Here is a 19,081-nt window from a genome sequence, read left to right as displayed (position 1 = left end):
CTTACAAGCTTAATTATTTCAATACTTCGGACCCATCTTCCTCCAGCGCTGCATAAGTGGTTGATTTTACTATAGAGATTACATGGGTACAAATACATTAATTTGAGGTGGCTTTTTATCTTTTTACCCGGGGTTTATGGTTGATACTGCTTGAAATAACCTTGGTAGGTTTTGCCTGGACTTTTAATTTTTCTTACGGGGAGATGGGGTTAGCCGTTATCTGGACCTTGGGAGGCGCTATGGTGATATTGGCTGTTGAGTTATCTGTAGGCCCAAGATTATCTTTATAGGGGAGAAAGCTGCTTTCATCGGCAAGTTTTCGAAGTCAATATTTATCAATCGACTACCAAATTTATAATAAAAAAAGCCACCAAGTATCTCTACTTAGTGGCTGTGGAGTCATCAATGAAAAATTGAAGTAACACCATGTTATATGGCAGGTTTTTTATGCCACACTATGGAAAAAAATAATGTGATTGGGGCCACAGAACTCACAGATTATCCTCTAGAGATAAGGTTTTCATTCAGAGAAATCGCAAAGGATATTTATTAGAATCGCCTCTAATATAAAATCCCATCTAGGGGATCTACTCCAGGTGAGCTGCAATTAAAGGGAGGCAACCATGCGACCGGAAGTAAAAAAAAGCAATTTATCTACAGAATTCAAGACGGAGGAGCGGTGCTATATTGCAGAAACAGCAAATGATTCCGGGGATGAATATGTTTCTATTTCACGGGCAAGAGTCGAGCCTGGCGTAACTACAGCTTGGCACAAATTAAAAGGAATAACTGAACGTTACATCATCATTTCTGGACAAGGACGTGTAGAAATAAGTGACTTAGCTCCAACTGATGCCATCGAGGGTGATGTCGTCCGAATCCCAGCAGATACAACCCAGCGAATCACCAACACAGGTCAAATTGACCTTATCTTTTATGCTGTGTGCTCTCCCCCCTTTCAAACTAGTTGTTATGTCAGTCTCGAAGAAGATTTTAGGAATCCTAATGGTAATTCATTATACTAAGGAAAAAATCTTTATCATTATAGCTTAAGCTTTTCCAACTCAATAGCATCGTGAGCAGAAAAAATCTGAACTTCTTGGCGATCATGAATTAATTGACGAAGACGTTCTTGATTTTCCAAACGTAATTTTCTATCGACTTCCATTATTCTCTGAAAAAGGCGAAGCCCAAACGTACAGTGGTACTTTTCGGGGTCCATCTCACCTCTAAAAAAGTAAGCATCTCCAGCATGTAATACCCACCCATCTTTGGCTTTGATAGCCACTCCCGTATGTCCCCTCGTATGTCCTGCAAGAGGAACAAGCAGAATTTCAGGAGGAAGAGATTTAAGGTTTCTCACACTCTCAAAGCCAAACCATTTTTCTCCACTGAAAGAATAAGTAACCCAGTTTTTTTCTAAGCTCCACTGTTGAGAACGATACCGCTGCCTAGCCAGGAAATTATGAGGGTGGCGGGCAGCTTCAAGCTCTGAACCCAGCACATGAATTTGGGCTTCAGGAAAATCTGTGATGCCTCCAGCGTGGTCAAAATCCAAGTGAGTCAAAATAATATGCCGTACGTCCTGGCGCTTAAAGCCGAGTTTTTCAATCTGGCGTAAAGCTGTCTGCTCCTCTTGGAGTTGAATCCCAATGAGTTTTAAAAAGATTCGATCTAACCGATGATGAGTTACCCTGATGTCTTGAAGGCCAAAACCGGTATCAACAAGCACGAGACCCACATTAGTCTCAATGACTAAGCAGTGGCAAACTAATTTTGCCGTCAACCCCCAGCTAAAGCCATCAATGAAACGGCCCCCAAAGGGGCACATTGTCCCGCAATTAAGGTGATGAATAGTAATCACTTTTTTAGCCTATGATAAAAATATTGCTGCGATCTCTCGACGCTCAGGGTAATGCTGCTTTAAAATCGCCGAACTCAAAGAAAATCGGTGCCAATCGCTTGAGAGCTGATAAACAAACTGAGAAAAGGGATGATTAAACGTTAAATCTTCGCCCTCTTTGACAAAAAACCATAACCATATCATAGGTTTTATAAAATATGGACATATTCATTTATATATTGATAGCGATCGTAATTGTAGGTCTCACCTATTTTGCCTACAAGCGCCCTGAGAAATATGAGCGGTTGTTTAATCCACTCTCCATTTTTATTTTCATAACCTACATCAGCCTGAGCATCTGGAATACGGCTATGATGAGAGCGCTCATAGCGCTTAGTGAATTTATAAAAAAAGATGAATTGGAAGCCGCAAGAGCAATGATTGAAACGTGGCAGATCCCCTGGATTCCGCTTCATACTATTGTGTGGTTTCTATTTGTCTACCTCCTGTTTCTAAGCTTTCTGCCAAGGATGCTGCGAAAAGAAAAGGAGAAAAAAAGCTAAACGTGGAGCCTACCTCAGAGGCGCGAAGCGCCCCTGAGTAGCTCAAGCAAGAGGGATCAGGCCCCCTATAAGGTCTTGATCCCTTATGCTGGATCTTCCCGGACCACTACGGTCTCAGCAATAGGGGTAATTTCATCGGCCTGCAAGCTAGCACGCTTGGCATGCTCCCGGATCGCTTCAGGGTCGGTGGCCTGATAGATACATACCGTACCGAGCTGACCATCCTCTTCCTCTACCACATAGGATCGGATCCAGCGCACCTGGTCGGGCATTTCTTCATTCCCAACTTGCTTTGAGCGGCTAGCTGCTTCTTCTAGTTCCTGGGGCGTCTTCCAGGCGCTTCGGCGACGGATCATATAGGTATTCATGAGTTTACTCCTTTCTCCACAGAAGATTTGATGTTTCCGCCCCTTGAGAAATAGGACCCAAGCAGCGGCTATTAAATATCAGAACTTTGAGCAGAGATTGCCATTTTTGCTATTCTTTACAAATACGAATGGGGGTATCCTCCACTATTAATCATAGTCGTTTCCTTGCCTAGACAACCCCTCCTAAAGTTGCAGGGATACTGCCATACGTATCTCAGTGAAAGTTTTGAAGTATTCTTGGAGCGAGCCGGTGACGTGGAGCTAGGGGACAGGAAAGCCCCCACACCGATTTGCCGGGAGCGAATCGGGACATCCGGAGGAGGCCCCTCAGGGGGCGCGCCAGGGAGGGCGCGCATCAAACCCTTTTTCAGGGAAGAAAAACGGGGTTGCGGAACACCACCTCCCGGCAGGGAAAAATAGGGAGATTACTCTTTATCCGGAAGGGGTGTCGAACTCGCAGCTCAAGCCCGTCCTGCCTACTTTGCGCCGAACTTCATCTAAGGAAAGGCGAAAATACACGGGCCGATTATGGGCACAGGCATGGGGATGTTCGGTCTGGATCCAGGCATTCAGCAACCGCTCCTGAGCTTCAGGAGCAAGAGATTCTCCGGCCTTAATGGCCCCCAGACAGGATAAGGCTTGCTGGAAATCTTCCCTCTGACTGCGCACCCGGGGTAAAAGGCGAGAGAAAATAAGGCCCGATTGGGGGGGCGAAAGAAAATCAGGAATAGCCCGCAGGGCCAAGGCTTGGGGACCTAGAGGCTCGACGATAAATCCACAGGACTCAAGGGCTTCCCGGTGGTCCTCTACAAAGGCTCGTTCTTCCAGAGAAAGGGTGACCACCTGGGGGGCAACCAGCTCACGGCGTTGAACTTTTCCCTGTTGCAGCCGTTCATAAAGAACCCGTTCTTCGGCTGCATGCTGATCCAAAAGGTAGATCTGGCCTTCGGCCAGGGTGACCAGAAAAGTATTCTCCACCTGCCCCAAGAGACGAAAGCCCTGGGATGTTCCATAGGCTGATTCCTCTTCCGCCACCCGTTCATTTTGTGTTTGCCACGGTAAAGTTCGTTGCTTGAGGGCGAATCGAAGCTGTTCATAAAGGGCTTGCTCATCACGGAAGCGCACCTCAGCTTTGGCCGGATGCACGTTGACATCTACTTGGGAAGGATGAATGTCAAGAAACAAGAGTACGGTGCTGCCCGCTTCCTGAAGTCCATCCCGAATAGCACGATAAAGGGCGACATTACGCACCGGGCGGCAGTTAACAAAGAGATAAAGGGGACTTCGCACCCGGGTTTCAGTAGCGATCACAAAGCCCCCTAGCCGCCCCCAGGAACCTGTGGCATGGAATTCCTCTAGGTGGGCAGCGGCCTGTTGACCCAATAGCGTCGTGATCCGGTCTACCCGAGTAGCCGGAGGCAGGACGTGCAGCTCTCGGCCATCCATCGTAAGCGTAAAGTGCTTCTCGGGAAAAGCCAAAGCAAAGCGGGTAAAGGCGTTGAGGATATGGCCGTATTCGGTCCGCAGACTACGGAGGAATTTTTGCCGGGCAGGGGTATTATAAAATAGATCCCATACTTCTACCCGTGTTCCCACCGGCGCCCCCATTTCCTGCAAAGAGAGCATCCGCCCGCTTTCCAAGCGCGCCTCAGTGCCCAACAATGTTCCCTTTTTCCGGCTCAGAAAACGTAGCCGGGACACTGAGGCAATACTCCCCAGGGCCTCACCGCGAAAACCAAAGGATCGCACCGCTGCTAAATCTTCCACTTGAACGATTTTGCTGGTGGCAAAACGTTCAAAAGCCAGGGGTACGTCAGTGGCTGCCAGGCCTGAACCATCGTCGATTACCTGAATGAGACGCCGCCCCCCCTCCTGCACCTTGACCCGCACCGTTTCAGCCCCTGCATCTAGGGCATTTTCCATGAGCTCTTTCAACACACTGGCGGGGCGCGCCACCACCTCGCCTGCGGCGATGCACTGTTGGACTTGGGGCGAAAGAAGGCGGATAGTCATCCTTTACCGGACTGCTTAGAAAAGGGCATTACCGGGGCAGCTTCCACCCCTTCTGAGCGGGAAGTGAACTGGGCTAAATGCTTGAGTTCCGTCAGCAGTTCCAGGGCCTCCAAAGGGGTCGTGCGCAGAGGGTCAAGCTCCAACAAGCGGATCACTAAAGCCTCCTGTCTAGGCCAGCCGGAAGGGCGGGGAACTTCCCTGACCTCCGCACTGGCGTTGCCGGCGAGAGAAACGGTTTTTTCCTGCTCCAGTTGGGTCAATAGTTCGCTTGCCCGCTGGACCACAGCAGGGGGCAAGCCTGCCAACTTGGCCACATAAATGCCATAACTCTTCGGGGCCGCTCCAGGAACCACTTTGTAGAGAAAAGAAACTTCCTCTTGCTCTTCCCGGACTGCCAGACGGGCATTGGCCATGCTGGGAATGCGATCCGCCAACGCTGCCAATTGATGATAATGGGTAGTAAATAAGGTTCTGGCTTTGATTTCCTGAGCCAATATTTCCGCCACCGCCTGGGCAATCGCTTGCCCATCGGAGGTACCCGTACCCCGCCCCACTTCATCCAGGATCACCAGACTGTTAGGGGTGGCGTAGCGGAGAATATTGGCGGTTTCCATCATCTCCATCATAAAAGTGGACAACCCCCGAGCAAGGAAGTCCGCTGCCCCGACCCGGGTGAAGATACGGTCCACCACGCCAATGCGGGCAGTTTCCGCCGGGACAAAGCTCCCTATTTGGGCTAACAACACCAAAATAGCCGCCTGGCGGGCATAGGTGCTCTTACCGGCCGCATTGGGGCCAGTTAAGATGAGAAAAGAGGTGTCTTGGCCCAAATGGAGATCATTGGGCACAAATTCGCCTCTCAAGGACTCCACCACCGGATGACGGCCTTCCGTAATCATCAGGTGATGGCCTTCGCTCACTTCCGGTTTCACCCAGCCTTGGCTGGCGGCCACCTCTCCTAAGGAAGCTAATCCATCCAAGGTGCCTAAAACTTCAGCGGTTTGACGTAGGCGGGCGGCCTGGCTGGCCACTTGATCCCGCAGTTCCACAAAGCGCTGGTATTCTAATTCTTTGGCCCGCTCCAGGGCCAGTAAGGTTTGCTGTTCAAATGACTTAAGTGGGTCGGTAATAAAGCGCTCTGCATTGGCTAAGGTCTGGCGGCGCTGATAATCCGGAGGAACCGCTCCTAGATTGGACTTGGTGATTTCAATATAGTAGCCAAAGACTTTATTGAACCCCACTTTAAGGTTCCCGATTTGGGTGCGCTCCCGCTCCTGTTGCTCATAATTAGCCAGCCAGCCCGTTCCCTCATGCCCCAAGGCATGGAACTCGTCCAACTCGGCACACACCCCAGGGCGAATCAGTCCGCCCTCTTTCACCGTCACCTTGGGCTCGTCCACCAGGACCCGTTGGATCTCGGCGTGAATATCCTCCAACATATCTAGCTTGCCACCCAGCCGGTAAAGTAACGGGATGGGAGTAGCGCTTAGCAGATCATAGATGAGAGGCAATGGTGCCAATGAGGTTCTCAGAGCGGCTAGATCCCGGGGATTGGCCACTGCCGAGGTAATGCGTGAAGTCAGCCGTTCCAAATCCAGGACTTGGGATAAGGCTTTCTGCAGTCTGGTCCGCAAGGGAGACTTTAACACCAACTCAGCCACAGCCCCTTGGCGCTCCTGAATAGGAGTCACTGCCCGCAAGGGGTGGAGAAGCCACCGTTTGAGGCGACGCCGCCCCATGCTGGTCCGGGTACGATCCAGAATAGCCAACAGGGTGCCTTCCTCCGTGCCTTGGTAGATGTTCTCCACCAATTCCAAATTTCTTTGGGTTTGGGCATCCAAAAAGACAAACTGATCCCGGCTCTCCAATTTGGGGACTTGCAAATGGGGCAAGAAACCCATTTGAGTTGCTTTTACATAATCCAGCAACACCCCCGCTGCCACCAGCCCCTGTTGTGCAGTAGGCCCTAGAGAATCAATGGCTTCACGGCCAAAATGGTCGACTAAAAGGGTCAGTGCCTGTTCTGGAATAAAGGCTTCGGCAGGTCGCTCGGCAATAAAGGGCTGATAATGGGTCACGAATTCTAGCTTCTCTCCCTGTTGGAGAAGAATTTCCTGGGGTCGAAACCGGCTCAACACCCCCGGCAACTCTTCCCGGCTGACCTCCAATAGGAGAAACTCACCCGTGGCAAGCTGCAACAAAGCCATCCCTATCTGCTCCCCTTCAAAGCGCAGCGCCGCCAAGGCCCCTTCCTGGCGCTCGGCCTCAAAGAAGGTGCCTGGCGTTACCACTCGGATCACTTCCCGTTGAATCAATCCCTTGCCTTTGCTGACTCCCTCTAGCTGCTCACAGATGGCGACTTTATGGCCCTTTCCGATCAAGCGGGCCACATAGGTTTCCAAACGGTGGCAAGGTACCCCACACATGGGGACCCGTTCGCTATTTTTGGCCTGGGGCCGCGAGGTCAGGACGATATCCAACTCCCGCGAAGCCAGCGCTGCATCCTCATAAAACATCTCGTAGAAATCACCAAAACGAAAGAACAGCAATGCGTCCTGGTAGTGCGCTTTGATCCCACGATACTGGGCCATCATATCGGTTTCAGGGGGTTGCTGTGCCGTTTGAGTGTTTTTCCTACCTTTGCCTTGCTCCACCATTTTCACCGTAAAAAAAGTGAACACTTTTAGTCTGACATAGACCCTAGAAAGGGTCCAATCGTTGGATAACTTAGTTTTCTCAATAATTAAGTATTTTTCTGTCTCTCTCTATTGGCATAGGCAGGTAAACTCCCAATGCGACGATCAATCTCTTCAACCATCGCTTGGTAGGCTGGACTTTCCACAGTAGGGAACTGGTCCGTAAATTGCTGTTTAGTCAATCCCTCAGGCAATCCAGCTATTTTCGGAAAAAAAACCCCTTCATCCGTGTTTCCAGCTAACTGTTTCTGCAACTGCTCGGCCCCTCCCGAAGGATCAGTGGCCTGTTCGGCAAAGCGAATCCCAGCCCGATCGGCAGCCAAATCCACAAAACTATAACCGCTCCCTCCTGAAGCAGCATCTAGCAACTCTTTGAGTTCCCCAATGGCCATTGCCATCCCCTTATCGGCAGCGATCTTCAGGGCAGCCGAAAGAATAAAATGCAACATTAAATCGCGACGGTTCGCCAAGTGCACCCGCCCCCTTTGGGGAAGATAGGTACGAAGCACTCCGGTTCGCACCGGACCGGTTAGCCGCTCTAAGCGGGCATCGCCAAAGTAGATGGCAAGTGCCAAGATGGCGGCTTGATTCTCTGCTGCGGCCTCTCCAATCCGAGAACGCTCACGGGCAAGCTGAAACAGTGCTCCTATATACTGGGCCAATGAAACCGGCTCGCGGACCGGATTCCTTTGTTGGATTTCAGCCAATTTAGCGTAGTAAATCCGGATAATGTCCGGATCACCAAACAGCGCTACCCTGTCACGGATCTGTTTTAGCCTGCCGGCGAGTTGGGCCAATTGGGCCTTTACCTCCGGCGTCGAGCGGAGATACAGGGTCATTTCTTTCTCTCTGAAGACTACCCCTCGCACTGCCCCCAACAAAGTAGCGCCTTGCCCATCACCCAGGACGACATTGAGTATGGAGCGAAGGAGGAATAAGGTGATATCGCCGCTAAGCTCCAACTGACCTAGAGCAATTCGGGTAAATTGTAGCCCTGTTGCCGAGGGTTTCAGACCGCCACGCAGATTCACGTAATTACCCAAGAAGTTAGAGGGCAGCGATAGGGTCAAAACAGCATTGAGTCCGGCAGGGGTGATGTTTGCTTGCCCGGATAAACGGGGAATACCCCGTGCTAACCATGCCATGAGGCTATTCAACTCGTGTTCATTCGCTGTGATAGTCGTGGCCCTCTGCGCTGATAAGGCATGACTGAACTGGTGGGCTAAAGCGTGCACTTGATGCGCATCCGCTACCCTGAGCGGCGACACTTGACGGCTGACAGGCTGATCTTCAATCACCCAAAAAAGCGCGACAACAGGTAGCAGAAGCAAACCTAAGAGAAGCAACCAAAGAAGACGTTTTAAAAATTTCCCCACAGCGATGACTACCTCCCATCCGAGCATTGCAACAAGGGTTAGGTCCCTCGGATAAAGCTGTAAGGATAGCCGATGAGATGGGGGAATTGCCTATTACGGTATCCAGGATACTCTGACCATTACCAATTAAAATGACAATTTTCCATCCCACTCATAAAATCAAGGGCAACCCCATTTTGCCCCAGCGCCTTATCCCCCTTTGGATATCCGCGAAGATTAAATAGCCCACCGGCACCAGCATTAAGGTCACCAGAGTCGAAAACAAAACGCCAAAGGCCAAGGTCACCGCCAGGGGGATCACCCGCTCGGCTTCCGCCCCTTGTTCCCACAAAATCGGCATCAGTCCCAGGAAAGTGGTCAAGGTGGTCAGCAGAATGGGCCGAAAGCGCACTTGCCCGGCCTGCAACAAGGCGGGTAATCGATGCTCCTCGGTGGCTTCATTGCGATGGATACGATCTAGTAGCGCGTTTCTCGATTGAATACCCTTACCGCCGAAATGAAAGCCTGCGTTCAGATCGGCCAGCGCCTGTCGGTGCGCTTGTTGATACCGTTCTTCCTGAACGATTTTGGCGGTGAACTCGTCGCCAATCATCCGACTGATGGAGGTTGCGTTTTTGGCTGTCAGTATGTGCACCTTTTTAATAATTTCTTTATCTATGAGGTATTTTAGGAGCGAGCTGGTGGTGTTCCGCAAACCCGTTTTTCCTCCCTGAAAAAAAGGTTTATGGGAACTTCCCTGTCCCCTGGCTCCACGCTGTCGACTCGCTCCAGGAATACTTCAAAACTTTCACTGAGATAGCTACACAGCCGTTCCTCGAATTCCTCGGAGCCGGCACCGGGATAGTAAGCCATCACGCTGATTCGCTGCGGACTGGCGAGAGGAAACACCTCGTTGATAGATAACGAAAGATTGTGCCGCCGAATACGGGAGGCTTAATCCGGACTACTCCTTTGCAATAACAGGGGTAGGGTGGATAAGCGCAGCGCATCCACCATTGGTCAGTTTTTTATTCTAGATGGACAGAAAAAACAGCGGCACTTCCTTGTGCCGCAGCAAGAATTAAAAATTGTTTTCCATAACAAATTAAAGGGAGAGAGGATAAGTACAGTTTATAAAGTAATCACAATTCATGCCAAATAAATTTTATCAATTAAAACAAATTGTTAACATAAAATGCGCCTGTCAGAATAAATTCAAATCAGGCATTTCACGCAATCGATAGGGCAAAAACAAAAATCATCATCGCCCTTTTTTCATGTAAGGGATGTCACCCTAGCGCATAAAAAATTGATACCGACAGGGGGCTAAACTTTTGTCAAGGAAGGGACAAAAAACCTGACTGGTTGTGCCTAATTAAGAAAAAACCTAATTTTTACAATTTATTTTTGCCCGAATTACCCAATATATCCTCGACATAAAGCATCCGTATCAAAACCATCAAAGCCGCGACCAGGGGGGTTGCCAGCATCAGACCAAAGAACCCAAGCAAGGTACCGAATAACACTTGTACCGAAATGGTAAGTATTGGCGGCATTGCCACTGTGCGCTTTTGTACCAGTGGAGTGAGTAGGTAACCCTCGAAGGATTGTAAAAAAAGATAAAGCAATAAAACATTAATAACCTGTATTGGACTCTGTAACAAAGCAAGAAGTGCAGCAGGCACAACCGAGAGCACAGGACCAACATAAGGAATAAAAGTCAAAAGACCTGCAAGTAGGCCAAGCGTTAAAATATTGGGAATGCCAAGCAACCACAACCCGGGCACAGTCAACATCCCCACAACGGTCATCGAAATCATTCTTCCAAAAAGCCACCATAAGAGGGTCTGCCCCACTTGATGCAAAACCATACGAGCCCGTTGCCGCTTCCGAATAGGAATAAGTCGGATAATGCCATCCACATACAAGCGTGGCTGCGCAGCGCCATAAAGACCGATAAACAAAATGATAATAAAACTGAACAGGACATCTAATGTAGAGGAAAAAATATTACTCGCCTGAGTCAACATAAATTCTCTGCTAGGCATTAAATCCTTGCCTATCAGCGCAAGGAGTTCTTGGCCCCAGGTATACTGTGCGAAATATTGCTTAAGACGCTGTAATGCTTCAGGCAGTTGTTGTGAGAGATGATACGCTTGATCGGCAACCTCAGGAGCGATCAACGATAGACTCACTAAAAAAATAGTCGCCAGATCAAGCACTACGAAGGTCAATGACCAACCATAGGAAAGAAAAGTATGTCGGGCGATCCAACCACTCAAACCCTGTAAAAAAATTGCCAATAAAATACCCGCAAAGACAAGTAGTAGGACAGGTATCGCGTACCACAAAAAAAGTAGCGTGCCGGCAACAGCGGCAGTAATCCCGACTACCATAAAAATTTGCGGCACCGTGATACGAAAATACTGCCCTTTATAATTTTTATCCCTCATCACCAGCCCCACCTGCCAAAATGCGAGATTTCCAATTGCATAATCTTCCCAAGAAGTGTTCTCCAGGATTAATGCCGCGACTATATTTTTACTATTCTTTAGTTATTTAAATAGCCCTCTGAGTTTAGAACTTTTCATCTTCAAACAGGGGCAACCAATCCCCCCCAATAGAGCCTTCCCCTCCTTCTGGTCTAGCCGCCCTTCCCAGAAGCATTTGGGCACTGGGGCTGGTCAGCCTGTTTATGGACACCTCCTCAGAGCTTATTCATAGCCTGCTGCCCGTATTTTTTTGGTTTCAGTGCTGGGGGCAAGCGCAGTGTCAGTGGGTATCATCGAAGGTATCGCCGAAGCCACAGCTTCCACCACCCCAGTATTCTCGGGAGCCCTAAGTGATTATCTGGGCAAGCGGAAGCCGCTGACCGTCATGGGTTATAGTCTAGCTGCCTTTTCTAAAATCTTGTTCCCGCTCGCCGGATCCGTAGGCTGGGTATTCACCACCCGCTTTATTGACCGAGTAGGGAAAGGTATTCGAGGAGCCCCTCGGGACGCCTTAATAGGAGAAATTGCACCTTTGCGCCTCCGGGGAGCGAGCTACGGGTTGCGACAATCTCTTGCTACGGTGGGGGCATTTACCGGCCCCCTGCTGGCAATAATGCCCATGGTGCTCTTCGCAGGCGACATTCGGCTGGAGTTTTGGGTAGCGGTGATACCGGGATTTATCGCCGTTGTGATTCTAATACTCGGCATAAAAAACCCACGATTCTCCCCCCCAACCTTCTAGGCATTGAAGTGGAGGGTCACCCATCCCAGCATTACCGGGATGGGTGATTTTCGGAAAAATTTCGAGGAGATCTACATCTGAGATTGTAGGTAATTTTGCAATCCCACTTTCTCCATAAGCTCTAGCTGAGTCTCCAACCAATCAATATGCTCTTCTTCGCTGTCTAGGATCTCTCCAAACAGTTCCCGGGAAACATAGTCGCTCTGCTTTTCACAATAGGCAATGGCCTCCCTGAGCAACGGCAACATTTCCTTCTCCAGCTTGAGATCGCATTCCAGCATCTCTTTGGGGGCCTCCCCAATCAAAAGTTTGCCTAGCTCCTGAAGATTAGGGAGCCCTTCAAGAAATAAGATTCGCTCAATCAGCTGATCGGCATGTTTCATTTCATCAATGGAGGCCTCGTACTCATATTCATTGAGTTTTCCAAGACCCCAATTTTTATACATGCGGGCATGGAGAAAGTACTGGTTGATAGCCGTTAACTCATTGGTCAGCACCTTGTTGAGATAGCTTATGACCTTTTTATCGCCCTTCATGATGCATACTCCTTGCTGGTGTTGTATGATGGCCTGAAAAATACCCTAGCGAAATACTAAGGAATTGTCAATTTTTCTTTTTATTACAACCAGTTAAATAGAATAAAGAATAGTTCTTATTTCGCCTGTTATTTGCAGGAGCTAAAAGTTTATGTCTTCATCCACTCCTATGACTAATATTGTTTTTCGACGCCCCCGGTGGAGTTTTCTAGGTACCGGATTCCGGCCCTTTTTCTGGCTTGGAGCTTTGATGAGTAGTATCTGGATGCTTTTATGGTTATTGCTATTAGAGGGCCAGTGGCACCTCAATGGGTACTTTCCCCTTCCCTATTGGCATGCCCATGAGATGTTATTTGGCTTTGTCTCCGCCATTATTGCGGGATTTCTTTTGACTGCAGTCCAGAACTGGACCGGGCACCCCACGGCTACTGGGCCTTCTTTACTTCTTCTTGTCCTATTATGGTTAGTAGGACGGGCCGCCATGCTTTTGGGAAATACGTTGCCTCCCCTCGCCGTCATCACCATGGATATGGCCTTCATTCCCTGCCTGATGTTTTTTATCGCCCGACCTATCATCGCTGCGGGGAATACCCGCAGTATTCCCCTCATTGGAATATTGGGAATTTTGGCAAGTTGCAATTTACTCGTTCACCTAGGCGGTGCAGGTTATTTTCCCTCAGCCCTAGCACCGGCCCTGCAAGCCACAGTCAATGTCATTACCCTATTAATGGTAATCATTGGCGGTCGGGTGATTCCTTTTTTCACTCGCAATGCCCTTCCTCAAACCCATATCCGTCAATTTTCCTGGCTCGATCGCCTGGCTATCGGCTCTGTCGCCGTACTTTTAATTATAGAAGCGCTCACTGGCATAGGCGCACTGACCGGCGTCATCGCCCTGGCAGCAGGGGGACTCAACCTGGCGCGCCTGCTCGGCTGGGGCGGGCACAAAACCTTATCACGGCCTCTTCTCTGGGTACTCCACCTGGGGTATTTATGGATCTGCGCCGGACTAATAGCCAAAGGGTTGGATGCCTACCTGCCGGGGAACTACCGTAGCATTGTTATCCATCTGTTGACGGTCGGCGCCATGGGCACCCTTATTCTAGGGATGATGTCCCGTGTTGCCCTCGGTCATACGGGACGGCGGCTGGAATTGCCCCCAGGGATGACCTGGGCTTATTTATTGCTTACGCTAGGGGCTATTGTCCGGATCGGGGGTCCGCTACTGCTGCCCGCCCATATAATGGCTGTTTTGCTGCTTTCCGGCGGTCTCTGGATTGCCGCTTTTGGGCTTTTTCTATTCCGCTATACCGCTATTTTATGGCGACCGAGGGTAGATGGGCGTCCAGGATAAAACTCCTATTGGCACGAAAGGATTAAGAATGATGACCCAGCCTCTTGGGGGAATGGACCGCTCGCAGGATGACCCAGGCGATTTGCCTTGGCATACCCTATCGGCCAGCGAGGCGGCAAAGCATCTGCAGGTTGACCCCAAAGCCGGGCTTAGCAGTGCCGCTGTAGCGGCGCGCCTGGAACAATATGGCCCCAATCGCCTCCGGGAAAAGCCGGGGCGTTCAGCCTGGAGGTTGTTTCAGGAGCAGTTCAAGAGTCTGCTGGTGATGGTGCTACTGGGCGCTGCGGGGCTAGCAGGGGCGGTTGGCGATCTTAAGGATGCGGTGGTTATTCTGGTCGTAGTGCTCTTCAATGCTTTACTTGGCTTTTATCAAGAACACCGCGCCGAAGCCACCCTGGCCGCCTTGAAGAAAATGCTGGCCCAGACCGCGCGGGTACGGCGTAATAATCAGATCCAAGAGATCCCTGCCGAGGAGTTGGTGCCCGGCGACAGGGTACTCCTCGAAGCCGGCGACCGTGTTCCCGCCGATGGACGGATCATGGCCGCCCATAGCTTAGAAATCAATGAAGCCACCCTGACTGGAGAGTCTCAGACCGTGGCCAAGACCGCAGAGGCCCTTGCGCCCGCCGATATCCCCTTGGCGGAACGGATCAACATGGCGTATATGAACACCGTGGTGACCCGTGGGCGATTGGAACTATTGGTGACCGCTACCGGCATGGCCACCGAGATGGGGCGGCTCACCGGGATGTTGGAGGAGGCCGAGGAAAACCCCACCCCCTTACAGATACAGCTTGATCAGCTCGGTCGGCGGCTTGCCATTATTGCCGGCGGCGTAGTAAGCCTGATCTTTGTGCTTGGCCTGCTGCGCGATCAACCCCTGGTAGACACCATCATGACTTCTATCGCCCTGGCGGTGGCGGCAATCCCTGAGGGATTGCCGGCGGTGGTGACCGTGACGCTGGCCCTGGGGATGCATCGCATGGCCAAGCACCGCGCCATTATCAAGCGGCTGGCAGCAGTGGAGACTTTGGGCTCCACGACGGTGATCTGCTCGGATAAAACGGGGACCCTCACCCTCAATCAGATGACGGCACGTGCGGTGTTCTTCCAGGGACAGTCTTTTACCGTCAGTGGCGAAGGCTATTCCACCGCCGGCCAAATCGCCGCGCGCGATTCCCAATCTCTGCTTGATTTAACCCCCCTGCTGATACCTGCCGCCCTCTGCAACGATAGTCGGCTACAGGCAGATCAGCTCATTGGTGATCCCACCGAGGGGGCGCTGCTGGTGCTAGCTGCCAAAGGCGGCATTGAGGCAGAAACCCTGACAAGACGCCTGCCGCGCATCGCCGAAATCCCCTTCGATTCGGCCACCAAGCTGATGGCCACCTTCCATCAGGAAGGCAATCAGGTGCATCTGTTGGTCAAAGGGGCTCCAGATGTGCTGCTCGAGCGCTCCGCCCGCTGGTTAAAAGTAGAAGGCGAGACGCCACTAACCGAAAACACGCGCAATCAGCTAAACGCAGAAAATGAGGCTTTAGCCGCCCAGGCCATGCGGGTGCTAGCCATCGCTTCCCGCCGCCTGCCAATGCAGGACTTTGCGCCAGGCCAAGATCTGATGACCTATGTCCAGGACCTCACCTTCATCGGTCTGGTCGGTATCATCGACCCGCCTCGTCCCGAGGCCCGTGATGCCATTCAGCTATGCCACCGGGCGGGGATTACGGTGAAGATGATTACCGGCGATCACAAAGCCACTGCAGGCGCTATTGCCCAAGAGTTAAATCTTAGCGGTGAGGTAATCACGGGCACTGAGCTGGATCAGATTGATGTGGGGCAACTCGCTGAGCGCATTAAACAGGTGGCGGTCTTTGCCCGCGTGGCTCCCGAGCACAAAGTCAAAATCATCCAGGCACTCAAGGCTCATGGCCACGTGGTGGCCATGACCGGCGATGGAGTAAACGATGCCCCCGCACTGAAGAACGCCGACATCGGCGTGGCCATGGGTGTCACCGGCACTGAGGTGACCAAAGAGGCAGCGACCATGGTACTGACGGATGACAATTTCGCCACCATCGTGGGGGCGGTCAAGGAAGGGCGCACCATCTACGACAATATTGTTAAATTCGTGCGCTTTCAGCTCTCAACCAATATCGGTGCCATCCTCACGGTAGCCAGTGCCCCGCTACTGGGCCTACCGACTCCCTTTACGGCTATCCAGATCCTTTGGATCAATATCATCATGGACGGTCCTCCAGCCATGAGTCTGGGCGTCGAGCCTCCCCGGCCTAATCTCATGGACGAGGCACCCCGCCGCCGGGGCATGCCCATATTGACCCTGGGGCGATTGCGGCGGTTACTCTTTTATGGCGCCATCATGGCCATCGGAACACTGGGCATGTTTTATTATAGCTTGCCAGAGGGATCAGAATACGCGCTAACGCTGGCCTTTACCACCTTCGTGCTATTTCAATTTTTTAATGTTTTTAATGCCCGTGTGGAAGTGGGCTCCGCCTTCACCCGGCAGTTCTTCAGAAACAGTAAGCTCTGGTTAGCGTTGCTGGCGGTAATAGTTCTCCAAGGGGTGGTGGTACACTGGGAGCCTGCCCAGGCCATATTTCACACCACCGACCTGTCCCTCCAAGATTGGGGCTTAGCTTTCGCCATAGCGGCGAGTGTTTTGCTTTTGGAAGAAGCACGCAAGTTCTTCATGCAGTTAAAGCGAAGGGAAGAAAAGGCCCCGCCCCGGAGAGTTAAAGCGCCTGTGCCAGCCTTTGAGCGGTTTAAGTCCTGGGGAGTGTGGCCAGCGGCGCTTATTGTTCTGCTGCTCGGCGTCGGGGTAGGCAGTTGGGTATGGGTTCAACGCGAGGGAGAGAAAGAACAAGCCAGGGTGGTGGCAGAAGCTGAAAGACAGACGCCCTTACCTGCCGAACCCCTGCCGGACATGCCGTCTCCGAAAGTAAAAACACCTTCTGAGAGGACGCCGACGCCTGCTCCCCAGCCGCCTGAAACGGCGCAAATACCGCGGCCGGAGGAAGAGCAGGAAGCACCGGAAAGGCCTGATGTGGCCCCTCAGCCCCCCACCCGGGAAGCGCCGGAACAGGCCGAAGTGTCCCCCGCGGCAAAGACTGTGGTTGTCCAGCCAGGCGATACCCTCTCCCAGATCGCGGCACGCGCCTACGGCGATCCCAACCAATGGCCGCTTATCTATGAAGCCAATCGGGACAAGATCAAAAACCCGAATGTCATCACCCCAGGCATGGAGCTGACTCTTCCCCTCCTCCCCAAGAACTCAAATTCATGAAGAGAGTCACGCACCCATCGAGTTCTTTGTGCTGTCGTCTGGGTGGCTTCCTACGGTGCCAGACTCCAGCAGGTGGTCAGCAGCCTCTCTGGCCGCCTCGAAATAGGGCACGAGGACGAGATCCGCGCCCTCGCGCCGAAACATCTCAGCTTCGTGCTGGCCATTGGCAGCCACTGCCACTCGGCCCCGAAAACCTTGCTGGCGTAGCGTGTGCAATAGGGTCCGGTTCACGCTCTTCTCCCGCACGGTGCTGACAACCCAGGGCACCCGCTCAAGGGGCAGGGAGGCGACGAATTCGGGGTCTTCGGCATCCCCATACCGAGTCATATACCCTTCGCCAGCATGCCGGCGCACCAAATCGGGGTCGAAATCCACCGCAAGCACTCGGCAGCCGCGCTGCTGCAGGATCTGGGCAATCCCCGCGCCAAAACGTCCCAAGCCAAAGAGCAGCGCGTACGTATTGCCATGGATTGCTGTCCCTCCCGCATCCTCTTCGCGGTGAGCCACTTTACGCTCAAATATTCCTAACCAAGGAGCCAATCGTTCGTACAGGGGGTGAGAATAAAGAATCATATAAGTAGAGAGACTGATGGTGATCAAACCCACCAGGGTGATAAGCCCCATCGTCTCCTGGTCGATATGACCCAGTTTGAGCCCCAAAGCGCCCAGGATCAGCGAGAATTCACTGATCTGGGCCACGGTGAGACCCGCGAGAAAACCGGTGCGTTTGCGATAGCCCATCGCTCCCATGATGGCCATAACAATGAAGGGGTTGCCGATCAGTACAAAAAACGAGAACACCGCGGACGCCTCCAAGTGGGCTCCCAAAGTGCTCATATTCAGGCTCGCACCAAGGTCGATAAAAAAAAACAGCAGCAGGAAATCTCGCAAGCTGACAAGACGCGCGGCAACCAGTTCGCGGTATGGAGTAGAGGCGATCGATACCCCGGCCAGAAAGGCCCCAACCTCTTTGCTAAAGCCTAGGGTATCCCCCGCTGACGCTCCCAGTATTGCCCAGGCGATGGAGAAAAGCACGAGTAGCTCTGATGAACGCGCCAACCGGGGCAAGGACAGTGGCAAAACATAGCGCATCAGCAAGCCGATGACTGCCAGCATTGCCGCTCCCTTGGCGAACACTAGCAATGCCTCCCGGCCCAGGCTGAGCGCATCACTCGCCTGACCAAAAGCCGTCAAGCCAATCATCACCAGCACCACCACGATATCCTGCACGATAAGAAAGCCGATAGCGATCCGACCATGCAGAGAGTCCACCTCCCGCTTATCCGATAACAATTTGACGATGATAATGGTACTGGAGAAAGTGAGCGCCACGGCCACATAGAGCGCAGACACCGGCGCCATCCCCAAAGCGAGGGCGATGAGATAGCCCACTACCGAAGTGAATACAACCTGGCCAAGTCCCGTTGCCAGCGCTACCGGCCCCATTGTCCGGATGATATGCGGATCAAGCTTTAGTCCGACTACGAACAGCAACAGGGCGATCCCCAGCTTGGCAAGCAAATCCACTTGATCACTGGCAACCACCCATCCAAAACCCGTGGGTCCTACTATAATGCCAACGGCAATAAAAGAGACGATCAGCGGCTGGCGCAGAAGGATTGCCAAAACGCCGCCCGCGGCAGCTACCCCCAGCAGAGCACCAATCTCATAAAAAACATTTTCAAACGGCACCATCTACGGCTTCTCCTCACTATGCGGAAATAGCCTCGAGCAAAAGGTCATGGTGGCAGATACCACCACTGAGAGACTTATCTTGCCTTCATGGGCTCTATCGATAAGCAACCGGCGGGCACG

Annotated in this window: 15 protein-coding genes; 5 read left to right on the top strand and 10 right to left on the bottom strand. The window is 51.9% G+C overall.

Features of this window, described 5'->3' with window-relative positions; genetic code table 11:
- Positions 1-623 precede the first annotated feature (623 nt).
- Positions 624-1,025 carry a cupin domain-containing protein gene (locus E3U44_RS12630; RefSeq protein ID WP_134358527.1) on the top strand — a complete coding sequence of 134 codons (402 nt, stop codon included), beginning with the start codon at positions 624-626 and terminating at the stop codon, positions 1,023-1,025.
- A 17-nt stretch (positions 1,026-1,042) separates the two neighbouring features.
- On the opposite strand, the gene E3U44_RS12625 is transcribed toward E3U44_RS12630, so the two are convergent.
- On the bottom strand, positions 1,043-1,864 hold the full coding sequence (locus tag E3U44_RS12625; RefSeq protein ID WP_206054787.1) for an MBL fold metallo-hydrolase: 822 nt from the start codon (positions 1,862-1,864) through the stop codon (positions 1,043-1,045).
- Between the two features lie 197 nt (positions 1,865-2,061).
- Between E3U44_RS12625 and E3U44_RS12620 the strand changes: the two genes are divergently transcribed.
- Positions 2,062-2,406: a hypothetical protein gene (locus tag E3U44_RS12620; RefSeq protein ID WP_134358526.1), complete on the top strand. Its 345-nt coding sequence runs from the start codon at positions 2,062-2,064 to the stop codon at positions 2,404-2,406.
- Positions 2,407-2,489: 83 nt separating this feature from the next.
- Here E3U44_RS12620 and E3U44_RS12615 read toward each other — a convergent pair whose 3' ends face one another.
- From E3U44_RS12615 to E3U44_RS12585, 7 genes are all read right to left on the bottom strand, one after another.
- A complete protein-coding gene (locus tag E3U44_RS12615; RefSeq protein ID WP_134358525.1) occupies positions 2,490-2,774 on the bottom strand; it encodes a DUF4242 domain-containing protein in 285 nt (94 codons plus the stop codon).
- Between the two features lie 432 nt (positions 2,775-3,206).
- Complete coding sequence (gene mutL / locus E3U44_RS12610) at positions 3,207-4,787, bottom strand: DNA mismatch repair endonuclease MutL (RefSeq protein WP_134358524.1); 1,581 nt, start codon at positions 4,785-4,787, stop codon at positions 3,207-3,209.
- Positions 4,784-7,444, bottom strand: coding sequence for a DNA mismatch repair protein MutS (mutS, locus tag E3U44_RS12605; RefSeq protein ID WP_240761830.1), 2,661 nt, complete (start codon positions 7,442-7,444; stop codon positions 4,784-4,786). Before mutS ends, mutL begins: the two co-directional genes overlap by 4 nt.
- A gap of 86 nt (positions 7,445-7,530) precedes the next feature.
- Positions 7,531-8,886, bottom strand: coding sequence for a YfiM family lipoprotein (locus E3U44_RS12600; RefSeq protein ID WP_134358522.1), 1,356 nt, complete (start codon positions 8,884-8,886; stop codon positions 7,531-7,533).
- Between the two features lie 124 nt (positions 8,887-9,010).
- Entirely contained in the window at positions 9,011-9,493 is a 483-nt protein-coding gene (locus E3U44_RS12595; protein WP_134358521.1) for an efflux RND transporter permease subunit, read from the bottom strand.
- Between the two features lie 32 nt (positions 9,494-9,525).
- On the bottom strand, positions 9,526-9,711 hold the full coding sequence (locus tag E3U44_RS12590) for a hypothetical protein (RefSeq protein WP_134358520.1): 186 nt from the start codon (positions 9,709-9,711) through the stop codon (positions 9,526-9,528).
- Positions 9,712-10,232: 521 nt separating this feature from the next.
- A complete protein-coding gene (locus E3U44_RS12585) occupies positions 10,233-11,291 on the bottom strand; it encodes an AI-2E family transporter (protein WP_134358519.1) in 1,059 nt (352 codons plus the stop codon).
- 316 nt (positions 11,292-11,607) lie between these two features.
- Between E3U44_RS12585 and E3U44_RS12580 the strand changes: the two genes are divergently transcribed.
- Entirely contained in the window at positions 11,608-12,072 is a 465-nt protein-coding gene (locus E3U44_RS12580; protein WP_206054786.1) for an MFS transporter, read from the top strand.
- A gap of 71 nt (positions 12,073-12,143) precedes the next feature.
- Here the strand turns inward: E3U44_RS12580 and bfr are convergent, their stop codons facing one another.
- Positions 12,144-12,608, bottom strand: coding sequence for a bacterioferritin (gene bfr, locus E3U44_RS12575; protein WP_134358518.1), 465 nt, complete (start codon positions 12,606-12,608; stop codon positions 12,144-12,146).
- 151 nt (positions 12,609-12,759) lie between these two features.
- Between bfr and E3U44_RS12570 the strand changes: the two genes are divergently transcribed.
- The gene (locus tag E3U44_RS12570) at positions 12,760-13,962 is read left to right on the top strand and encodes an NnrS family protein (protein WP_134358517.1); all 1,203 of its coding nucleotides are present in this window, start codon (positions 12,760-12,762) and stop codon (positions 13,960-13,962) included.
- A gap of 28 nt (positions 13,963-13,990) precedes the next feature.
- A complete protein-coding gene (locus tag E3U44_RS12565) occupies positions 13,991-17,266 on the top strand; it encodes a calcium-translocating P-type ATPase, PMCA-type (RefSeq protein WP_134358516.1) in 3,276 nt (1,091 codons plus the stop codon).
- A gap of 6 nt (positions 17,267-17,272) precedes the next feature.
- Here E3U44_RS12565 and E3U44_RS12560 read toward each other — a convergent pair whose 3' ends face one another.
- The gene (locus E3U44_RS12560) at positions 17,273-18,961 is read right to left on the bottom strand and encodes a cation:proton antiporter (RefSeq protein ID WP_134358515.1); all 1,689 of its coding nucleotides are present in this window, start codon (positions 18,959-18,961) and stop codon (positions 17,273-17,275) included.
- Positions 18,962-19,081: the final 120 nt, after the last annotated feature.

Source organism: Nitrosococcus wardiae (assembly GCF_004421105.1).
GTDB lineage: Bacteria > Pseudomonadota > Gammaproteobacteria > Nitrosococcales > Nitrosococcaceae > Nitrosococcus > Nitrosococcus wardiae.
The sequence above is the reverse complement of the archived record's forward strand: the minus strand, read 5'-3'. Positions and strand labels throughout refer to the sequence as shown.